Origin of the sequence: Marinobacterium jannaschii DSM 6295, from assembly GCF_000620085.1 — a bacterium.
GTDB classification, from domain to species: domain Bacteria; phylum Pseudomonadota; class Gammaproteobacteria; order Pseudomonadales; family Balneatricaceae; genus Pontibacterium; species Pontibacterium jannaschii.
This window is the reverse complement of the sequence record NZ_JHVJ01000007.1, coordinates 225,214-245,010: the sequence shown is the minus strand read 5'-3', so window position 1 is coordinate 245,010 and position 19,797 is coordinate 225,214. Positions and strand designations below refer to the sequence as shown.

Annotated in this window: 19 protein-coding genes and 4 tRNA genes; 13 read left to right on the top strand and 10 right to left on the bottom strand. The window is 55.7% G+C overall.

Features of this window, described 5'->3' with window-relative positions; all coding sequences use genetic code 11:
- The first annotated feature begins 34 nt into the window (after positions 1–34).
- The 3 genes from Q354_RS0107525 to hda are packed head-to-tail and all read left to right on the top strand — an operon-like array spanning position 35 to position 2,877.
- Positions 35–1,090 carry a DUF2066 domain-containing protein gene (locus tag Q354_RS0107525; RefSeq protein WP_027857069.1) on the top strand — a complete coding sequence of 352 codons (1,056 nt, stop codon included), beginning with the start codon at positions 35–37 and terminating at the stop codon, positions 1,088–1,090.
- A complete protein-coding gene (locus Q354_RS24950; protein ID WP_322786142.1) occupies positions 1,091–2,176 on the top strand; it encodes an AI-2E family transporter in 1,086 nt (361 codons plus the stop codon). It begins immediately after the preceding gene.
- Positions 2,173–2,877 carry a DnaA regulatory inactivator Hda gene (hda, locus tag Q354_RS0107515; protein ID WP_027857068.1) on the top strand — a complete coding sequence of 235 codons (705 nt, stop codon included), beginning with the start codon at positions 2,173–2,175 and terminating at the stop codon, positions 2,875–2,877. The genes Q354_RS24950 and hda overlap by 4 nt, the downstream gene beginning before the upstream one ends.
- On the opposite strand, the gene Q354_RS0107510 is transcribed toward hda, so the two are convergent.
- Entirely contained in the window at positions 2,864–4,060 is a 1,197-nt protein-coding gene (locus Q354_RS0107510) for an amino acid aminotransferase (RefSeq protein ID WP_027857067.1), read from the bottom strand. The genes hda and Q354_RS0107510 overlap by 14 nt on opposite strands.
- Before the next feature lie 239 nt (positions 4,061–4,299).
- On the opposite strand from Q354_RS0107510, the gene Q354_RS0107500 reads away from it, so the two are divergent.
- From Q354_RS0107500 to tcdA, 3 genes are all read left to right on the top strand, one after another.
- On the top strand, positions 4,300–4,977 hold the full coding sequence (locus Q354_RS0107500) for a TIGR01621 family pseudouridine synthase (RefSeq protein ID WP_027857066.1): 678 nt from the start codon (positions 4,300–4,302) through the stop codon (positions 4,975–4,977).
- Between the two features lie 78 nt (positions 4,978–5,055).
- Positions 5,056–5,268: a hypothetical protein gene (locus tag Q354_RS0107495; protein ID WP_027857065.1), complete on the top strand. Its 213-nt coding sequence runs from the start codon at positions 5,056–5,058 to the stop codon at positions 5,266–5,268.
- A gap of 44 nt (positions 5,269–5,312) precedes the next feature.
- Positions 5,313–6,143 (top strand): tRNA cyclic N6-threonylcarbamoyladenosine(37) synthase TcdA, encoded by an 831-nt coding sequence (tcdA, locus tag Q354_RS0107490; protein ID WP_027857064.1) that lies wholly within the window; start codon positions 5,313–5,315, stop codon positions 6,141–6,143.
- A gap of 209 nt (positions 6,144–6,352) precedes the next feature.
- Here the strand turns inward: tcdA and Q354_RS0107485 are convergent.
- From Q354_RS0107485 to Q354_RS0107470, 4 genes are all read right to left on the bottom strand, one after another.
- A tRNA-Pro gene (locus Q354_RS0107485) sits at positions 6,353–6,429 on the bottom strand.
- Between the two features lie 52 nt (positions 6,430–6,481).
- Positions 6,482–6,558: transfer RNA gene (locus tag Q354_RS0107480), tRNA-Pro, on the bottom strand.
- Positions 6,559–6,585: 27 nt separating this feature from the next.
- Positions 6,586–6,661 (bottom strand) — tRNA-Asn (locus Q354_RS0107475).
- A gap of 3 nt (positions 6,662–6,664) precedes the next feature.
- Positions 6,665–6,740 (bottom strand) — tRNA-Thr (locus Q354_RS0107470).
- A 218-nt stretch (positions 6,741–6,958) separates the two neighbouring features.
- Here Q354_RS0107470 and Q354_RS0107465 point away from each other — a divergent pair.
- Together Q354_RS0107465 and Q354_RS0107460 are read left to right on the top strand one after the other, a co-directional pair.
- A complete protein-coding gene (locus Q354_RS0107465; RefSeq protein ID WP_169828868.1) occupies positions 6,959–8,287 on the top strand; it encodes a DEAD/DEAH box helicase in 1,329 nt (442 codons plus the stop codon).
- 151 nt (positions 8,288–8,438) lie between these two features.
- Positions 8,439–9,341: a DMT family transporter gene (locus Q354_RS0107460; RefSeq protein WP_027857062.1), complete on the top strand. Its 903-nt coding sequence runs from the start codon at positions 8,439–8,441 to the stop codon at positions 9,339–9,341.
- 39 nt (positions 9,342–9,380) lie between these two features.
- On the opposite strand, the gene arsJ is transcribed toward Q354_RS0107460, so the two are convergent.
- Genes arsJ through Q354_RS0107445 form a run of 3 tightly spaced genes read right to left on the bottom strand, consistent with a single transcriptional unit; the run spans position 9,381 to position 11,971 of the window.
- Complete coding sequence (arsJ, locus tag Q354_RS0107455) at positions 9,381–10,595, bottom strand: organoarsenical effux MFS transporter ArsJ (protein ID WP_027857061.1); 1,215 nt, start codon at positions 10,593–10,595, stop codon at positions 9,381–9,383.
- A gap of 2 nt (positions 10,596–10,597) precedes the next feature.
- Positions 10,598–11,599: an ArsJ-associated glyceraldehyde-3-phosphate dehydrogenase gene (locus Q354_RS0107450; RefSeq protein ID WP_027857060.1), complete on the bottom strand. Its 1,002-nt coding sequence runs from the start codon at positions 11,597–11,599 to the stop codon at positions 10,598–10,600.
- A 27-nt stretch (positions 11,600–11,626) separates the two neighbouring features.
- Positions 11,627–11,971 (bottom strand): ArsR/SmtB family transcription factor, encoded by a 345-nt coding sequence (locus tag Q354_RS0107445; RefSeq protein ID WP_036228897.1) that lies wholly within the window; start codon positions 11,969–11,971, stop codon positions 11,627–11,629.
- A gap of 168 nt (positions 11,972–12,139) precedes the next feature.
- On the opposite strand from Q354_RS0107445, the gene Q354_RS0107440 reads away from it, so the two are divergent.
- Positions 12,140–12,475, top strand: a complete 336-nt coding sequence (locus Q354_RS0107440; protein WP_156948264.1) for a hypothetical protein — start codon at positions 12,140–12,142, stop codon at positions 12,473–12,475.
- A gap of 341 nt (positions 12,476–12,816) precedes the next feature.
- Positions 12,817–14,139: a Na+/H+ antiporter family protein gene (locus Q354_RS0107435; RefSeq protein WP_027857057.1), complete on the top strand. Its 1,323-nt coding sequence runs from the start codon at positions 12,817–12,819 to the stop codon at positions 14,137–14,139.
- A gap of 63 nt (positions 14,140–14,202) precedes the next feature.
- Here the strand turns inward: Q354_RS0107435 and Q354_RS24945 are convergent, their stop codons facing one another.
- Positions 14,203–15,528, bottom strand: coding sequence for a Na+/H+ antiporter NhaC family protein (locus Q354_RS24945; protein ID WP_036228894.1), 1,326 nt, complete (start codon positions 15,526–15,528; stop codon positions 14,203–14,205).
- Between the two features lie 257 nt (positions 15,529–15,785).
- Complete coding sequence (locus tag Q354_RS0107420; RefSeq protein WP_245601006.1) at positions 15,786–16,934, bottom strand: GNAT family N-acetyltransferase; 1,149 nt, start codon at positions 16,932–16,934, stop codon at positions 15,786–15,788.
- 157 nt (positions 16,935–17,091) lie between these two features.
- On the opposite strand from Q354_RS0107420, the gene Q354_RS0107415 reads away from it, so the two are divergent.
- Genes Q354_RS0107415 through aspS form a run of 3 tightly spaced genes read left to right on the top strand, consistent with a single transcriptional unit; the run spans position 17,092 to position 19,704 of the window.
- Positions 17,092–17,544 (top strand): HIT domain-containing protein, encoded by a 453-nt coding sequence (locus Q354_RS0107415; RefSeq protein WP_027857055.1) that lies wholly within the window; start codon positions 17,092–17,094, stop codon positions 17,542–17,544.
- Positions 17,462–17,884, top strand: coding sequence for an FmdB family zinc ribbon protein (locus tag Q354_RS28945; RefSeq protein WP_322786141.1), 423 nt, complete (start codon positions 17,462–17,464; stop codon positions 17,882–17,884). Before Q354_RS0107415 ends, Q354_RS28945 begins: the two co-directional genes overlap by 83 nt.
- 56 nt (positions 17,885–17,940) lie before the next feature.
- Positions 17,941–19,704 carry an aspartate--tRNA ligase gene (gene aspS, locus Q354_RS0107405; protein ID WP_027857053.1) on the top strand — a complete coding sequence of 588 codons (1,764 nt, stop codon included), beginning with the start codon at positions 17,941–17,943 and terminating at the stop codon, positions 19,702–19,704.
- Positions 19,705–19,797: the final 93 nt, after the last annotated feature.

Here is a 19,797-nt window from a genome sequence, read left to right as displayed (position 1 = left end):
GATTTCCCGCTACTCTGATTGCATAGGACGTTTCATGGATAGTGTTCGTATTGTTTTGCTCGCATTGCTGGTGCTTATTGCAGGCCCGGCGTTAGCGGGCGGAGTCGGTAAACTGTACAGCGCAGAGATGTTGGTTGCAGGGCAGGGAGGGCAGCCGGATGAGTCGGATGTGAAGCAGGGGCTGGCGCAGGTGCTGTTGAAAGTGTCGGGCGACAGAGCGCTGCTGGAGCATGAAGAGGTTATAGCGGAGCTCGAGCGTTCCCGGGTTTATCTGCAGCGGTTTGGCTTTACGCCGACGCAGCAAGTTGTCAAGGATGAGAATGGGCAGGCAGTCCGGGGATACAGGCTGTTGTTGGAATATGATGCCCGTGCCGTCAGAAGCCTGCTCGCCGCGGCTGATCGTAAGCCGTTGGGCGTCAATCGGCCAACCCTGATGATCTGGGTTGCTGTACAGGATGAGGGGCCGAGAGACTATCTTGCACCGGGCAGTGAAATTTATCGCTTGTTGCGCAGTGAGGCGCAGCGTCGTGGGCTGCCGCTACAGTTTCCCTTGTTGGATCTAACCGATCAGCAGGCTCTGCCAGTGGCCGATGTATGGGGACTATTTGCAGATTCTCTGGAGGATGGTTCCCGTCGCTATCGCACTGATGCGGTGTTGGCCGGGCGCCTGGTGCGTTCCGGTACCCGCTGGCAGTCGGAGTGGGTCTTGGTCAGGGGGGAGGAGCAGCAGCGTATCTCCAGCGGGGGTGAGCTGAAACAGCTACTGGCGCAGGTCGTGGATACAGCGGCTGACTCACTGTTTGCCAGCTTGAGTGGCGAGCCGTCTGCGCAGGCTGATGAAGGGATACGGTTGCAGATTGCTAACGTGGATTCTCTCTCCGACTATGCCGAGATTCTCGGATATATAAGAGCTATTCCGGTTGTCGAGCAGGCAGTGCCGGCCTCTATTACGCAGGACTCACTGGTATTGCGTCTGTCCATCGATGGGGGGGTGGATCAGCTCACCCAGTCTATGGGATTGCAGCCAAGGTTTGCGCCGGAGCCTGGTCTGGATGCCGTCGCGGGTTTGTCCTATAGCTGGCGCCGTTAAATGATTACCGAATCGCAGCGCTGGTTTTTTCTGATTATTGCTCTGATCGCCGCAGGAGTGCTGTTCCTGCTGGCACCGATTCTGACGCCTTTTCTTGCGGGCGCGTTGCTTGCTTATCTGGCTGATCCGATGGCGGACTGGCTTGAAGAGCATCGTTGCAGCAGGACAATGGCCGTTTCAGTTGTATTTCTGCTGATGACCATTGTCGTCGTGTTGCTGATTCTTCTTCTCTTGCCCAAGCTGGGGCAGCAGATACAGGTGATGTTGCGACAGGTGCCTGTTGTGCTGCAGTTGATCGAAAATCAACTTTTGCCCTGGTTGCAGGTAAATCTCGGAGTGGACCCGGCGGCTTTTGATCTGGCCTACTTTAAGGAGCTGGTGCTGCGGGACTGGGAAAAGACCGGCAATATCATGGCGCAGCTTGCTCGGAATATAACGGCTTCAGGTCTGGCGCTGATCGGCTGGGTTGCCAATATGGTGTTAATCCCGGTTGTGACTTTTTACCTGTTGCGGGACTGGGATCTGATGATGGCGCGCATCAAACGCTTGTTGCCGCTTAATGTCGAGCCTCGCGTCAGTCTCTGGGCGCGGGAATGTGATGAGGTGCTGGGCGCCTTTGTCAAAGGCCAGCTGCTGGTCATGGTGGCGCTTGGCACTGTCTATGCTCTTGGATTGTGGATAGTAGGGCTTGATCTCGCGCTGTTGATTGGTATGCTGGCGGGCCTTGCCAGTATCGTTCCCTATATGGGCTTTATTATTGGTATCGGTGTCGCCAGTGTGGCTGCTTTCGTGCAGTTTCACGATCCTTTTATCCTTGCATGGGTGGGTGCCGTCTTTGCTATCGGGCAGATGCTCGAAGGGATGGTGCTTACGCCGATGCTGGTGGGGGACCGGATTGGTTTGCATCCGGTCGCTGTTATTTTCGCAATTATGGCCGGTGGCCAGTTGTTTGGGTTTGTTGGAGTACTACTGGCGTTGCCAGTGGCAGCTGTTGTGATGGTGTTGTTACGTCATCTGCACGAGGGTTATAAGGGAAGTGCTCTCTACGCCACTGATGTCGCTCAGGATTCTCCAGACTCTGAATGAGTAAATACGTGCCGTTTCAGATTCCTCTTAGCATCAGTCTGCGTGACGATGCCCGTTTTGAAAATTTCCATGCCGTAGGTAATGAGCTGGCGTGCGCGACCCTGCGTGCCTGTGCTGCCGGTGATGGAGAGCAGTTGTTGTATATCTGGGGGCACCCGGGGGTGGGCTGTAGCCATCTGTTGCAGGCGGCTTGTCACGAGGCTGAGCCGGCTCGCCGCAGTGCCGCCTACCTGCCGCTGGATGAACTCAAGTTTATGGGGCCGGGAGTGCTTGAGGGAATGGAGCATCTCGATCTGGTTTGCCTGGATAATCTTGAGGCGGTCAGTGGTGAGAAAAAGTGGGAAGAGGCGCTGTTCCACTTCTTTAATCGTATTCGTGCAGAAGAAAATCATCTTGTAGTCGCCGCTTCGGCGCCGCCGAAGCAGGCCGGAATTAAGCTGCCGGATCTGCTTTCCAGGTTGAGCTGGGGAATTATCTTCCAGGTGCATTCGCTGGATGATGCTGAAAAGGCGGCGGTGATCAAGATGCGTGCCGAGGCGCGCGGAATTAAGCTCAGCGATGAGGTGGTGCGATTCCTGATTCATCATGCCAGTCGCAACATGGGTGATCTGTTTAGCTTGCTGGAGGCGCTTGACCGCGCTTCATTGAGTGCTCAGCGAAAAGTGACCATCCCGTTTGTTAAAGAGGTTACGGGGCTTTAAGGGCCGTGGCCTTGCTGCACTGAAGGATTGCATCGCAAATGGTGCGTACATTGTTCTGGCTGATGCCGGCTACATTGATTCTGCCGCCGCTGCCGGCGTAGATTGAGTGCTCGCTGCGCAGGTATTGCAGCTGACGTTCGCTCAGGCCAAGGTAGCTGAACATCCCTTTTTGTTGACCGAGTAATCGATATTGCCAGGCGCTGATCGCATTCAGCCTGTTGCAAAATAACATACGATTGCTCTTCAGCTGTTCACGTGCATCGGCGAGCTCCTGTTGCCACTGGTTTTTTAATTCTTCGCTTTGCAATATCGTCCTGATAATGGCAGCCCCGTGTGCAGGGGGCATGTAATAGTTGGCGCAGATCCTGTTAAGGGCTTCCTGGCGTACTGCGCTTAGGCTGTTGCTGGTCTTAATCAGCAGTGCGCCGGCGCGTTCGTTGTAGAGGCCGAATGTTTTCGAGGCTGAATAGCAGATTATCCATTCCGGGCAAAGTTGCCTGATAATGCGCGTGGCGCTCAGGTCCGCATGCAGGCTTTCATCCAGTCCCTGATAGGCGATATCGAGCAGAGGCAGAGCCTCTCGATCTCGCAATAGCAGAGCAATCTCCTCCCACTGCTCTGCGCTCAGGTTGCAGCCGGTTGGGTTGTGGGCCGTTGTCTGCAGCAGGACGACATCTCCGGGCATCGCCTCTTTCAGGTCTTCCTTCATGCCGGTAAAGTCGGTGCTCTGTGTGGCGGGGTCAAAATAGCGGTAGTATTGCAGTCTCAGGCCTGCGCTTTGGTATATAGAGCGATGCGTCACCCAGGGGGGATTCGATAGCCAGATGCAGCCATGTGTGCGTGCCCGGCTGATCAGGTCGCCAGCCACGCGCAGGGCCCCGGTACCTCCGGGTGTCTGCAGGCAGAGTGTTGTTTCGGGGTTGTAGTCTTCAGCGAGTAGCAGGCGGCTGATCTCGGTATTAAATTCAACATCACCCGCAGGGCCCAGGTAAGCCTTGCTGCTCTCATGCTTCAATAGCCACTTTTCGGCTTTCTTGACGGCTTTAAAAATCGGTGTGTTTCCGGCGCTGTCTTTGTATACACCAATGCCCAGATCGATTTTGTCCGGGTTCGGGTCAGCGTGATAAGCGGCCAGCATCTGTAGGATAGGGTCTGTTGCGCCGACATCCAGTTGTTGCCACATAATCTCCCTCCTGTAAACGCTTAGCTTGTTTTTAGCTTAGACCTGTCGCCGGGGATTTGAGTTGTTTTTTTTCTCAGGCTGCTGGGGGCTGGTTCTGTTGCGGAAAGTGAGGTGGGGGCTGTGGTGTGGTCTGGCGTCGTGAAGGGGTTGGTGTTGGCTCTGGGGGAGATGCCGCTTGCGGAGATTGATTTCGCCCGGCGGCTGACGCAAGATGCCTTCTTTTGGCCGGAGTGCTGAGGGTGTACCAGATTATTGAGGATTGCAGCGATTTTGTGCTGATTGACAAGATGCCGGGTTTTGCCCTGCATAAGGATCAGGAGGAGTCTGGTCTGGCCATGCAGCTGAAAGCGGATCTGGGGCTTGCAGAGTTACTGCCGGTGCATCGCCTGGATAAGGTCACGTCAGGGCTGCTGTTGTTTGCCAAGCGGCCTGAAGTGGCTGCGGTGCTGGCCGATCAGTTTCGTGAACACCGTATCGAGAAATACTATATCGCGCTTTCCGATCGCAAGCCGCGTAAAAAGCAGGGGACCATTAGCGGTGATATGGTTAAATCGCGTCGCAGCAGCTGGCGTCTGACCCAGACGCGGGTGCGTCCGGCGGTCACGCAGTTTTTCAGCTGTGCGGCTGCGCCCGGAACGCGGCTGTACTTGCTGCATCCACTGACGGGGAAAACTCATCAGCTCCGCGTTGCCCTTAAGAGTATCGGTGCACCTATTCTGGGTGATCCGCTTTACGGCGAGCAGGGCAGTGAGGACCGTACCTACCTTCATGCTTATAGCCTGGGCTTTCAGCTTCGCGGTCGCTGGCACCGTTATCTGTGTCCGCCGACGATTGGTCAGCGCTTTGATGAGTCGCTGAATCAGCTGCTATCGGAGCGCTTTGCAGAGCCCTGGTTGCAGGATTGGCCTAAGCGTTGAGTGTGTCAGGTTATGCCGCTATGATGCGGCCTGTTTTTGTCTAAGGGTCGGTGAGGCCTGTCTATCCCGGAGTAGTCTATGAGTGAGCGAATTGAGCGGGACTTCTTTCAGCGTGATCCTGAAGAGCAGAAGGCTTTTCTCGAGCAGACCTGGTGTGATAGCTGTATGGAGGTCAACCTGGGGATGGAAGAGCCGGCCGAGTATGAGCTGAAAAATACGGTATTCATTGAGGGTAAGTGCAAGCGCTGCGGTGCTGTTGTCCTGACTGAGATTACCGAGGATGACTTTTAGTCGTTCGGGTCTACCTGTGTGCTGAATAAACAAGAGATATAGCCTTGGCTTCGGATTTTGATCTTCGCTTTGGTGGCGTTCGCCGCCTCTATGGTTCAGAGGCGGTAGAGGTGTATCGCCGCGCCCATATATGTGTGGTGGGAATAGGTGGTGTCGGTTCCTGGGTGGTGGAAGCGCTTGCCCGGACGGCGATCGGTCGGATAACTCTGGTGGACCTGGATGATATCTGTATTACCAATACCAATCGTCAGATTCATGCTGTCGATGACAATATAGATCGTTCCAAGGTTGAGGTCATAGCGGAGCGCACCCGTCTGATTAATCCGGGTATCGTGGTCGAAGAGGTTGAGGATTTCGTGACTCGTAACAATATTCCCGAGTTGATCGATAGCGGCTTTGACTATGTTGTGGATGCCATTGATAGCGTGAAGGAGAAGGCTGCGCTGATTAACCACTGTAAGCGTAATAAGATTCCGCTGATTACGATTGGTGGTGCTGGCGGTCAGATCGATCCAACCCGGATTGAGGTGGGGGATCTCTCCCGGACCAGTCAGGATCCGTTGGCTGCGTCCGTGCGCTCATTTTTGCGGCGTCACTATGGCTTCAGTAAAAGTAAGAAAAAGTGGGGCGTTGACTGTGTTTTCTCTACCGAGCAGCTGGTCTATCCGCAACCTGATGGTTCAGTCTGCCAGCAGAAATCGGTCGAGGATGGAAATACCCGGCTTGATTGCAGTGGTGGCTTTGGTGCGGCGACCTGTGTGACGGCCAGTTTTGGTTTTGTTGCTGTGGCGCGACTACTGAAAAAGCTCACGGAGCGGGCGCAGCGTCGAAGTCAGGCTCAGCTAATAGCTGAAAGCGAAGCCGGGGAAGGCTGATTGTCCGGCTGTTGTTAGGCGTGCGTAGTGGTTGTTAAATAGAAGCGGTGACCAATAAGGGTTACCGCTTTTTTTATGCGGTTTGGTCGGGTGTGTGCACTGAAGCTGTTGTAAAGGTGCTGCAATCGGGGATAAGGCGGAGACGCCAGAACGAAGTTGTCAGGCTGGCTGGCAGGGTAAATTGCTATGGATGTTGTTCAAAGAAAGAATGGTCGGAGTGGAGGGATTCGAACCCCCGACCCTCTGCTCCCAAAGCAGATGCGCTACCAAGCTGCGCTACACTCCGACGATAAGCTGAATCTGTCAGCAAACAGTGATGAAGATTATGTTGTCGTGAATGGTCGGAGTGGAGGGATTCGAACCCCCGACCCTCTGCTCCCAAAGCAGATGCGCTACCAAGCTGCGCTACACTCCGACGCTACTCATCGCGATGATGAGTGAATGGCTCCTCGAGCTGGACTCGAACCAGCGACCAATAGATTAACAGTCTACTGCTCTACCAACTGAGCTATCGAGGAACATGGTGCCGGCACCAAGAGTCGAACTCGGGACCTACTGATTACAAGTCAGTTGCTCTACCAGCTGAGCTATACCGGCGATGTGGGCGCGAATATTAGAGTGCTTCCGTTGAAGCGTCAACAGGTTTTCTGCATAAAGTGTGAATTTCTGTGATTTTTTTGCCGCAGCAGGGCGGATTGATTGTTGCTTGAACAGCATTGGATGATTGCTATACAGAAGTGCTGGCAGGGGGCTGTCGAGCAGCGGATCAGGGCGTTAGACTTGCGTACTTTCGGAATGACAAATCGGGTCTGATGATGATTGAGCTGACTGCCTCAATAAAAATCTATGTGGATGATGAGTTGCGACTGGATGAATTGCGCAGTCAACTGACCTACTTCAATCCGCTCTGGGCCTCGGCTATGAAAGCAGGTAAGCGCCCCGCATCGGACCAGCCCCAGTATATCTCTGCTTTCCGGCAGCATGACGACTGCTTTGAGGTCCCGGCCGGTATGGCTGCTGCAGTGGCCAGGATGTTTCCCGAGCTGGTCATTCAGGACCTGCGCGGCCGTCATTCCGTGAGTATTCCCGAGCTTTCAGCAGTATGTCTGAGGGATTACCAGACGCCGGCTGTCGAGAGTGCGGCAAAGGTTGAGCAGGCAACACTGGTCGCCCCGACAGGAGCCGGAAAGACCATTATTGGCTTGTCTGTGCTGCAGCGCTGGGGCGAGCGGGCATTGGTGCTGGTGCACAACCGTGAACTGGCCAACCAGTGGTGTGAAGAGATCCGTAAACTGGTCGGCGTCGAGCCCGGGTTTATAGGTGGCGGTAAGTGGCGGGAAGGAGAGCAGATTACGGTGGCGATGCTGCAGACCCTGAGCCGCAACCCGCAGCGTGCTGCCGAGCTGAACTACGGTGCCTTGCTGGTCGACGAGGCTCACCATATCCCCAGTCAGTCATTTGCCGCCGTCTCTTCCAGCCTGAATGTCGGCCATAGGCTAGGCCTGACGGCTACGCCGGAACGCAGGGATGGCCTGGGGGCCTTGATCGAGCATCACCTGGGGCCGATCTGCCACCGAATCGAAGCGGATGCGGTGCGCAGCCTGGGAGGGATAGTACCGGTGGTGGTGCGGCCATTGCAGTTTGAAATGGACTTTCCTCCAATGGATAGCTGGGCAGAATATCTGGATCAGATAACCGCTTCACCCGAGCGAAACCAGTGGTTGGCGACCCTGGCGGCCAGGGCGGCAGAAAAGAATCCTACCCTGTTGCTGACCGATCGCACCGAGCATGCCGAGTTGCTGGGGCAGTTGTTACCGGAAGCGTTGGTGCTATACGGCAGTCTGTCGGTGGCGGAACGACGTCGCCGCTTTGAACAGATTGATCAGGCCCGGCTGGTGATAGGTACCACCGGACTGCTGGGTGAGGGGCTGGACATTAAGGGGCTGACTAACCTTATTCTGGCAACTCCGATCAGCAGCGAAACCCGGCTGTTGCAGGCGGTGGGGCGGGTGATCCGTTCCAGGGAGGGTAAGGGGCGTTGTTTTGTCGCCGATGTGTTTGAGCCCTGTGGCTTCAGCATTTCAAGTCACCGTAAGCGCCTGGCGATCTATCAGCAGCAGGGTTGGCAGCTGCATGGTGGTTAGCTGGTTGTTGAGTGAACGGTTGTTTATTTTCGTTTATGACCCGGGACGTATCCGGGAGCGTCCTCTTTATATCTGATACTGCCGGTCAGGCTTCTCAAGCTTTTACTCTGTTGCCACACTCCGCGTTTTAACACACAGGGTGATTAAGGGTATGGATCAGCGTCAGTATCTGTCCGGTATGTTGATGGTTATTGCCTCGGCTGTCTGTTTCAGCGTGCAGCCGGTATTTGCCAGTTATGCCTATGCTGATGGTGCCAGTGTCAGTGGCCTGATGTGGCTGCGTTTCCTGGTGCCTTCCCTGTTGCTGGTGCTGCTGGTTAAACGGCCGGAAGGCTTCAGGGTGCTGCCTGCGGTTGCGATGGGAGTGCTTTATTCCGCCACAGCGATCTGTTACTACAGCGCCCTGCAGCATGTCTCGGCCGGCATTACAGCAATGTTGCTTTATCTCTTTCCTGTTTACATCTTCCTAGTGGCGGCGCTGTTGCGTCAGGAAAGGGTCACGCTGGTGAAGATGCTGGCATTGCTGGCGGCGATGTGTGGCGTTTTCCTGAGTATTCAGGGGGGGAGCGAAGGCTCTGTAACCGGCATCGTCTGGGGGCTGGGCTCGGCGGTCTGCTACGGTACCTATATCATGCTCAGCACCAAGGTGCTGGGTAATAAGGCGGGGCTGGCCGCGACCGGCTACGTCATGGTGGGCTGCGCACTGGTTTTCAGTGTGCCGGTGGTGTTCGGTGAGGCGGCGCTGCCTCAGACGGCCAGTGGCTACGTGGCGGCGCTGGCGCTTGGGTTTATCTCATCCGTGGCAGCGATGTACCTGCTGATGAAAGGAGTGACTAAGATGGGCCGGGCAACGGATGCCTCGATCGTCTCGACGTTTGAGCCGGTAGCGACACTGTTCTTTGCCTGGCTGTTGCTGGCCGAACCACTGAGCGCGGCTAACCTGATCGGGGCTGGCCTGGTGGTGGCAGCGGCGATCACGCTGGCGCTTTCATCTGCCCGCCAGCGTGCGAAGGAAGGGGCGCTGGCCTCCCGGCCTCAACCGGTGGCAGGTTGAGGCCGGGTGTCGCGGGGATTGCTTCAGCGGCAGGCCTGATCAGTCACTGACGGCAGCGGCCTGCCGTGGCAGGGTCAGGGCGATGATGCCTGAGGTCGCCAGCATCAGGGCGGACAGCCAAAGACAGGCCTGCAGTCCCCAAACCTGGAACACCCAGCCTGACAGAAGGGTGCCGATCAGGCGTCCCATGGCATTCGCCATATAGTAAAACCCGACATCCATCGAAGCGCCGTCTGCTTTGGCATAGCTGACGATCAGGAAGCTATGCAATGAACTGTTTACGGCGAAAAGTACGCCAAACAGGGCCAGTCCGCCGATCAGTGCAATCCCTGCATCAATCTCCAGTCCGGCCGAAATCAACAACGGAAGCAGTGCCAGGGGTAAGGCCCAGAGGGTCAGGGATTTGCCATCCGGGACAATACCTCGCCGCCTGCCGGTCAGCCAGGGGGCTGCGGCCTGGACAAAGCCGTAACCGATCACCCAGCTGGCCATAAAACCGCCGACCAGCCAGAAGTCCCAGCCAAAGCTGCTGCTGAGATAGACCGGCAGCGCCACGACAAACCAGATATCCCTTGAGGCAAACAGAAACAAGCGGGCGGCAGAGAGCCGGTTGACCGCCGGGCTGGTGGAGAATATTTCGCTGAACTTAGGTTTTGACCTGGCCTTGCCTAACTCCTGGTGCAGGAACAGCAGGCTGCCGATCAGTACTGCCACCAGTAACACCAGCATCGCCTGAACGGCACCGCCAAAGCCGAGTGCTGCCAGCAGTGCGCCGCCCATAAAGAAGCCAACACCCTTGAGGGTGTTTTTTGAGCCGGTCAGCAGCGCGACCCACTTGAACAGCTGCGAATCAGCGCCGCTCCGGGTGAGTTGCTTGATGGCACTCTTGGCACTCATCTTATTCAGGTCTTTAGCGATGCCTGAGAGGGCCTGGGCAGCCATCACCCAGGGCACGGTTAGCATCGCTGCCGGCACTAACAGCATCCCCAGAGCGATAACCTGCAGGCCAAGCCCGATATTCATGGTACGGTTCAGGCCGATCCGTGCGCCGAGCCAGCCGCCAACGAGATTGGTCACTACGCCGAAGAACTCATAGAAGATGAACAGCAGGGCAATATCCAGCGGGCTGTAGCCGAGCTGATGGAAGTGCAGTACCACCAGCATCCGCAATGCGCCATCGGTCAGGGTAAAGGCCCAGTAGTTTCCGGTGACCAGCAGGTACTGGCGTACCGCCGGAGAAAGTGCCGAAAGCATAGTTACTCCGCCATAATGTAACGGGCCAGTTCCATGGTGCGGTTCACATAACCCCACTCGTTGTCATACCAGGCGTACAGTTTGAGCTGGGTATCGTTCACGACCATGGTGGAGAGGGCGTCGATAATCGCGGAGCGTGGATCGGTACGGTAATCGATCGATACCAGAGGCTTTTCCTCATATCCCAGAATCCCGGCCAGCTCGCCGGCAGCTGCCTCGGCGAAGCGTGCGTTCACCTCTTCAGCGGTGGTGTTACGTTCCAGTTCAAATACCATATCGGTCAGGGAAGCGTTAGCCAGAGGTACGCGCACGGCGTGGCCATTGAGACGGCCTTCCAGTTCCGGAAAGATATCGATTACCGCTTTGGCTGAGCCGGTAGTGGTCGGGATCAGGCTCATGCCGCAGGCACGGGCACGGCGCAGATCCTTGTGTGGCGCATCGAGGATGGTCTGGGTATTGGTCAGGTCATGAATCGTGGTCATAGAGCCGTGGCGAATACCGAAGTGCTGCTGGATCACCTTGATCACCGGTGCCAGGCAGTTGGTGGTGCAGGACGCGGCGGTGACAATGCGATGTTGTGCCGGATCAAACAGTTGGTGGTTGATGCCCATCACCAGATTCAGGGCGCGTTCGTCTTTGACCGGCGCGGTGACCAGGACACGCTGTACGCCTTGTTCGAGGTAGGCTTCAAGCAGCTCGACCTGCCGCATCTTGCCGCTGGCTTCGATCACTATATCGCAGCCGGACCAGTCGGTATCGGCAATGGCGCTATTGGCGCTGGTGCTGATGCTCTTATCACCGATGCGGATCAGATCATTGTCAGCCTCGGCGCAATATTGCCAGGTGCCGTGTACCGAGTCGTAGTTCAGCAGGTGCGCCAGAGTTTCAGCGTTTCCCGCCGGATCATTGATATGGACAAACTCAAGCTCCGGATATTCCCAAGCGGCCCGCAGTGCCAGGCGTCCCATACGGCCAAAGCCATTAATACCGACTTTAATAGTCATCTGATAAGTCTCCTTGTTAGTGTCTGATTAACAGCAGCGGGCGCTGCGTTCGGGCCTGTCGCCCATGCTCTTTAGTGCGTATGTATCGGCCTGAAATGTTTCCGGATGGGCCGACTTAATCTGTTGCAGGGTAGTGCCGACCCAGTCCGGCAGAGTCTGACTGAGACTGTAGAACACCCACTGGCCCTGACGGCGATCCTGCAGCATGCCGCAACTGCGAAGCTGTGCCAGGTGCCGGGAGATTTTAGGCTGGCTCTGTTGCAGTGCTTCTGTCAGTTCGCAGACACAAAGTTCCTGCTCGCTCTGGGTTAAGGCAAGTATGCGCAGACGCAGTTCATCGGCCATGCATTTGAGTAATTGGGAAGGTTGCATCAGGTTAGTATGCTTATCTGTATATGTGGATATCCATATATTATGAATCTGAACGCTCAAGTCAATCGCTTGGCTGCGGTCGCAATAAAAACTTCATTTCGCTATTGAAATGCGAATCATTATCATCAATAATGCAAATCATTATCAATTGCAGCAGGGAGGATGGTGATGGGTGCCTTTATTGTGGATGCATGGATCGACAGCATAGAGCCCTCTATCCGGTTGTTGAATCGTAGTACCGGTAAGTTGATCGCACAGTGGCAGGATCAGGAGGCGCGACGCCTGATTGAAGATGGCGTGGTAACGGTAGCAGAGCTTAGCAGCGGTGACCGTGCGGTAAATCAGCGGGTGGCACAGGAGCTGCTTCTGACCGCCTGCGCCGATAGTTTTTGTGGCGAGACCAAAGGGCGCTGCTTTAGCTGTGTTACCCGAAGGCTATTGCGCAGCTACCGGTTGCTTAGTACGGAATCGATATTGCCGCTGCCGGGACACGGAGTCGCCTGATCCCCGCTATGTAGTTGATAACAGGGCTGAGGCACAGCAACTCCCCTCGCTGTCCCAGGCCCGACTCTTGTTTGAAAATCTCACCTATTCGGCCGGTTGCCCACCAACCGGCTCTTTTTTGCTATTGCATTCTTCCGCTCAGAAACTGCTTAACTGACCCCGGTCAGATAAGTTCTATCGGGTTTTTGACTTTCGCCGTATCTGGCGGCACAGTACGCGCCTTTCCGGCAGGACCGGGAATTCAGCTCATTCCGGATGGACTCGAACTATGTGGCAACAGGTTTTTTCCGGTATCTCTTTGGTCCGTTTGGACACTTTTCTTTTGAGGCAAAAATCTACTGATGAATGCTGTGGTTATTGCAGTGCTGCTGATGCTGCTGCTCAGTCTGGTGCGAACAAATGTCGTGATCGCTCTGATTGTCGGAGCCCTGGCCGGTGGCCTGGCCGGAGGTCTGGGTGTGACGGGTACCATCGACGCTTTTAACGAAGGTATCGGTGGTGGCGCCGGAGTTGCTCTGAGTTATGCCTTGCTGGGGGGCTTTGCTGTGGCGATCTCCCAGTCTGGACTGCCGCACCTGCTGGCAGATCGTGTGGTGATCGTGTTGGGTGGTCAGCATGATCCAAAGCGGGTGCGCTGGGTGCGCAACCTGCTGTTGCTGGTGATCCTGCTGGTGGCGATCTCGTCGCAGAATATAATGCCGATCCATATCGCATTTATTCCGCTGTTGATTCCACCGCTATTGCTGGTGATGAGTCAGATGAAGCTGGACCGTCGCCTGATCGCCTGCGTGCTGACCTTTGGTCTGGTGACGCCCTATATGTTTCTTCCGGTTGGTTTCGGCGGCATCTTTCTGAATGAAATTCTGCTGAAGAATATCGCCGGTGCCGGGCTGGATACGGCGGGTATCAATGTGATTGAAGCGATGGGGATTCCGGCGATCGGTATGATCAGTGGCCTGTTGGTAGCGGTATTTATCAGTTACCGGGGAAAGCGCGAGTATGATCTCAGCCGGATTGAACGCTCTGAGCATATAGAGGCGAATTACAGCGGTAAGAGTATCGCTGTGGCGCTGGTTTCGATCCTGCTGGCGTTTGTGACACAGCTTTATACCGACTCGATGGTGTTGGGGGCGATGCTCGGTTTTTTGTTGTTCTCCGTCACCGGAGTGGTACGCTGGAACGAGTCTGATGGCCTGCTGGTGGATGGCATGAAGATGATGGCCACTATCGGCTTTATCATGATTGCGGCTGCGGGCTTTGCCCAGGTGCTGCGTGAGACCGGCGATATTGCAGCGTTGGTATCCGGTTCGGCGGAGTTGATCGGTCAGAATAGGCCACTGGCGGCGTTGCTGATGCTGGTGGTGGGCTTGCTGGTGACCATGGGGATCGGCTCTTCCTTCTCTACGATTCCGATCATTGCTGCCATCTACGTACCGCTGGCTCTGCAGCTGGGCTTCAGTCCGTTGGCGATTGTGGCGTTGGTAGGTACTGCTGCGGCGTTGGGGGATGCAGGCTCGCCGGCTTCAGATTCCACCCTGGGACCGACGGCGGGATTGAATGTTGACGGGCAGCACAACCATATCTGGGATACGGTGGTGCCGACCTTTATCCACTATAACCTGCCGTTGTTGGTGGCCGGTTGGGTCGCGGCGGTGACGCTCTGATCCCGGGCGCCGATATCAGATAAAAAAACCGGAAGCCTTGGCTTCCGTTTTTTTATAGCCGTTTCAGAGTGCTTCCGGCTGAACCCTGGACAGTGCGGGCTTGCTGATAGCGATCGAGAACAAGGCCGCTACGCCCAGCAGCAGGCAGTAGTAGATTGAGCCAACGATCTCCAGGGGGGATAGCGCGGCGATGGAGCCGGCCAGCAGAACCTGAGCGCCATAAGGCAGCATACCCTGCACCACGCAGGAGAATATATCCATCAGACTGGCGCTGCGCTTCGGGTCGACGCCGTAGCGGCAGGCAATATCTCTGGCGAGGCCGCCACTGATAATGATCGCTACGGTATTGTTGGCGGTACAGACGTTGGTCAGGGCTACGGCGGCTGAAATGCTCAGTTCGCCGGCGCGGGGCGAGGGTTCCGTCTGCTTACGGCTGGTCAGCTTGTCAATCTGGCGGGCGATAAACTCCAGCCCGCCCTGAGATTTCATCAATGCTCCGAGACCGCCGATCAGCAGCGACAGGATCAGGATCTCCTGCATGCCGCTGTAGCCGGCATAAATATCTTTGGATAGCTGCGCCACGCTGTAATCCGGCAATTGCAGCAGACCGGTGATTCCCGCCAGCACAATGCCGCTGAACAGTACGACCATGACATTCAGGCCGCTCAGCGCCAGTACAAGCACCGCCAGATAGGGCATCACCAGCAGCATGTCGATCTCGCCGGGAGCGGCTACGACACCGCTCTCTCCCTGCAGAAACAGCAGGGCAACGGTTGCGATGGCCGCGGGCATGGCGATGCGGAAGTTCTGGCGAAACTTGTCGCGCATCTCGCACCCCTGGGTGCGGGTGGCGGCGATGGTGGTATCGGAGATGATCGACAGGTTGTCACCAAACATCGCGCCTCCAACTACGGTGCCGATGGCCAGCGCCAGATCAATCTGGGTCGCTTCACTCACGCCGACAGCTATTGGTGCGACGGCTGCGATAGTGCCCATAGAGGTGCCCATCGACGTGGCGATAAAGGCGCTGATGATAAAGAGGCCTGGCAAGATCATCCATGCAGGTACCAGGCTGAGTCCGAGGTTCACCGTGGCATCAACACCGCCAATCGCCTTGGCGACGCTGGCGAAGCCTCCGGCCAGCAGGTAGATCACCACCATGGTGATAATGGTCTGGTCGCCTATGCCTTTCATCAGGGTATCAATACGGCTGTTCAGTGAATCTTTGCCGAGCAGCACAGCCAGCGCGATGGCCGGAAGGATCGCCACCGGTGCTGAGATCTGGTAGAAGGCGAATTCAACCGCCTGGCTTTGGTAGTAGAGGCCGCTGCCGATAAACATCGCCAGAAACATTGCCAGCGGGAGCAGGGCAAGAGGTGAGGATTTCATCTGTAAGTGTTCCGTTTCGACGCCGATCGGGCGCTGGGTTCAGTGGCGGCGTTCCTTTTGGGGGCGCCTGCCTTAGAGCTGGCGCAGATGGAATGGGATCTGGCTGGCTTGAAGGGCGGCAATTATACGGATAATGGGCTTGGGGGCTAAGATCGTTTTTTTATGTTTTATTCCAAAAGGAAATTAAAATTTCAATACATATATCCTGATATTCTCTTTCGGGCATTCATCCCTTCATGCCAACTGTTTCGCTGACCTTATTCTTCCGGTTGCCGGAATGGCAGATTCTGGCTAAGTTCCGCCATATAGCGACGGGTATGTTCGGCTTCCTCGGCGCAAAAATCGCGGATGGCGTCCCTGAAACCGGCTTCTCTGATGCTGTGCGCCGACCAGGTTTCAACCGGTTCGAAGCCGCGCTGTACCTTATGTTCGCCCTGTGCACCCGGATCAAAACGCTGCAGGCCATGCGCGATGCAGTAGTCGATGCCGCGATAATAACAGGCTTCAAAATGCAGGCTGTCAAACTCATCCAGGCAACCCCAGTATCGACCGTAGAGCGTATCTGAGCTGCGCAGGGAAAGGGCGCCTGCGACCATGTTCTGTTGGTGCCATGCGGTCACCATAATTAATTGCTCCGGCATAGTGTCGCGTAGCTGGCGAAAGAATGACTCGGTCAGATATCCGCGCTGGCCGCGCTTGGCGTAGGTCAGCTGGTAACAGTGGTAGAAGTGTTGCAGTACCTCATCGCTGATCTCCGCTCCCTGCAGGGTTTTGAGAATGACATCCTGGCGGCCGATCTTTTCGCGCTCCTTACGCAGATTCTTGCGCCGGCGCGACGTCATCTGCTGCAGGAAGTCATCAAAGCTGCGGTAGTCACGGTTGAACCAGTGAAACTGGGTGCCCAGCCTGAGATGGCATCCCTGTTGGAACAACAGCTCGCTCTGAGGCTGTGGCAGGAACAGGCAGTGCCATGATGAGCAGCGGAGTTTTTCACTGACCTGTGAGAGCGCGTTGTTGAGCAGCGGAATCAGGTCGCGATCGTCAATGCTGCTGCCAAAGCGCGGTCCCGATGCCGGCGTAAAAGGAATTGCGTTCACCAGCTTGGGGTAGTATTCCAGGCCGTTACGTTGATAGGCCTCGGCCCAGCTCCAGTCGAATACATATTCGCCGTAAGAGTGCGTCTTAAGGTAGAGCGGTATCAGGGCGAGCGTCTCTCCGGCTTCGATAATCTGCAGGTGCAAAGGTTGCCAGCCGGTGCCGCGCCCAACGCTGCCGGAGTGCTCCAGGGCATGCAGGAATTCGTAGCGCAGAAAGGGGTATTCGGTGCCGCAGAGCCTGTTCCAGAGATCGGCACCTATACTTTCTATGGTGTTGTGCAACTTAACTTCAGGCATCGGCAGGGTCATCGTTAGGGATTCTTTTTGAACGCTACCGCAATTTTTGACTAAAAATAAGAAGGCGCTGCATTTAAACTGCAGCGCTGTGTGTTTTCAGCCTATTACCGGGGTAGCCCGGGTTGTACGTCGCAAGACGGTCTATTGGATCTGAACAGGAGTGCGGAAAATGGACGAACTGGAACTAGAATTCGAGTTGCATCCTCAGCTGGTAAACGACTGTATCGTGCTGGGAGAGTTTCCGCTCAGCACCCTGTTGCTGGCGAATGACAGCAACTATCCCTGGTTTATTCTGGTACCACGGCGCGCGGAAGTGTCGGAGATCTATCACCTGTCGGAGGAGGATCAGCGCCAGCTGATGCACGAAAGCTCTTTTCTGGCAGAAAATCTGGCCGATATCTTCGCGGCTAAGAAGATGAATGTTGCTACGCTGGGTAATATGGTGCCGCAGCTGCACTTGCACCATGTGGTGCGGCAGGAAGATGACGCCGCCTGGCCAGGGCCGATCTGGGGCAAGGTGCCTGCGGTTCCCTATACGGATGCGGCGTTACACGATATCCGGCATAAGCTGGAAACGTTGCTTTCCCACAGTGGTGAGATTGAGCTGGAGCCGGAGAGTTGAGGAAGATTTGATCCGGGCTTTCAGGTTCCTCTCACAGGGGCCTGTCAGGCCCCGGCAAATCAGTTATAATCGGCCGTTTTCTGATACTTGGCTATATGGGAAAGCGGTTTTCATGCCTATATATGATTTTCAGTGTAATGCTTGCGGTCACGATTTCGAGAAACTCGTGCTGCGTTCTGATGCCCCGGCACCCAATTGCAAAGCATGTGACAGTGATAATGTAACCAGGCAGGTGTCTGCACCCGGGTTTCGTCTCTCCGGCGGTGGCTGGTACGAGACAGATTTTAAAACCGGTAAGAAGAAAAACCTTGCCGGTGACAGCGGCTCTTCAGATAAGTAACAAATTTTCAGACTGGTCCCATCCGGGGCCTGATCCAGATACAGGAACAGTAAACTATGCGCAGCCATTATTGCGGCGATCTTAGAAAAGAACATATCGGTGATGATGTGGTTCTGAACGGTTGGGTTCACCGCCGTCGTGACCACGGTGGAGTGATCTTCCTGGATGTACGTGACCGTGAAGGTCTGACACAGGTGGTATTCGATCCGGATCGTGAAGAGAGCTTCCAGCTGGCAGACAGCTGCCGTAATGAATTCGTTGTCGAGATCAAAGGTACTGTCCGCGCGCGTCCTGAAGGCACTGTCAATGCAGAGATGCCAACAGGTGAGATCGAGGTGCTGGGTAAAGGTCTGGTTATCCTGAATAAAGCGGAAACACCTCCGTTCCAGCTGGACGAACACCAGCAGGTTGGTGAAGACGTACGTCTGCGCCACCGCTATATCGACCTGCGTCGTCCCGAGATGCAGGACAAGCTGCGTTTTCGTTCCAAGGTGACAAACGCCATCCGTAACTACCTGGATGACAACGGTTTCCTTGATATCGAAACTCCGATTCTGAACCGTGCGACGCCGGAAGGCGCGCGTGACTATCTGGTGCCGAGCCGTACCCACGAAGGCAGCTTCTTTGCCCTGCCTCAGTCTCCACAGCTGTTCAAGCAGCTGCTGATGGTGTCCGGCTTTGACCGTTACTACCAGATCGCAAAGTGCTTCCGTGACGAAGACCTGCGTGCTGACCGTCAGCCGGAATTTACCCAGATCGATATCGAGACCTCATTTATGGATGAGGAAGCGATTATGGGTATGACTGAGTCCATGATCCGTGAGCTGTTCCAGAACATGCTTAACATTGATCTGGGCGAATTCCCGCGTATGCCATACTCCGAAGCAATGCAGCGTTACGGCTCAGATAAGCCTGACCTGCGTTTCCCGATGGAGCTGGTAGATGTTGCTGACCTGATGGCAGAGATCGAGTTCAAGGTCTTCGCCGGTCCTGCGAAAGATCCTAAAGGCCGTGTTGCTGCCCTGAAAGTCCCTGGCGGCGCCCAGCTGACCCGTAAGATCATCGACGAGTACACCAAGTTTGTCGGTATCTACGGTGCTAAAGGTCTGGCCTGGATCAAGGTTAACGAACTGGAGAAAGGTGTTGAAGGCCTGCAGTCTCCTATCGTTAAGTTCCTGGGCGAAGATGTTGCCATGCAGATCATGGAACGTCTGGGTGCTCAGAACGGCGATATCGTCTTCTTCGGTGCAGACAAAGAGAAGGTCGTCAGCGAAGCCCTGGGCGCGCTGCGTATCAAAGTCGGTGAAGATCAGAACATGGCGCAGTGCGAATGGGCACCGCTGTGGGTTGTGGACTTCCCGATGTTTGAAGAGACCGATAACGGCGGTATGACGGCGCTGCACCACCCGTTCACTTCTCCGAGCTGTTCTGCCGAAGAGCTGAAAGCCAACCCGCTGACCGCGCTGTCCCGTGCCTATGATATGGTGCTGAACGGCTGTGAGCTGGGCGGTGGTTCTGTTCGTATTCACGATCAGTCAATGCAGAAGACAGTATTCGAAGTACTGGGTATCAGCGACGAAGAAGCGGAAGAGAAATTTGGCTTCCTGCTGAACGCCCTGAAGTACGGTGCGCCTCCGCACGGTGGTCTGGCATTTGGCCTGGATCGTCTGATCATGCTGATGACCGGTACTGACTCTATCCGTGAAGTCATCGCCTTCCCTAAAACTCAGAGCGCATCCTGCATGATGACAGAAGCGCCGGGTGAGGTAAGTGCTGCCCAGCTGCGTGAACTGAATATCAAGCTGCGTAAAACTCCGTAAGTAGACGAAGTTGCAGATGTGTTGAATAAAAGGGCTGCAGCCGGGGCACAGTTTTTGTGAGCTCTGGCGCGGCCCTTTGTACAGAAACCGAGG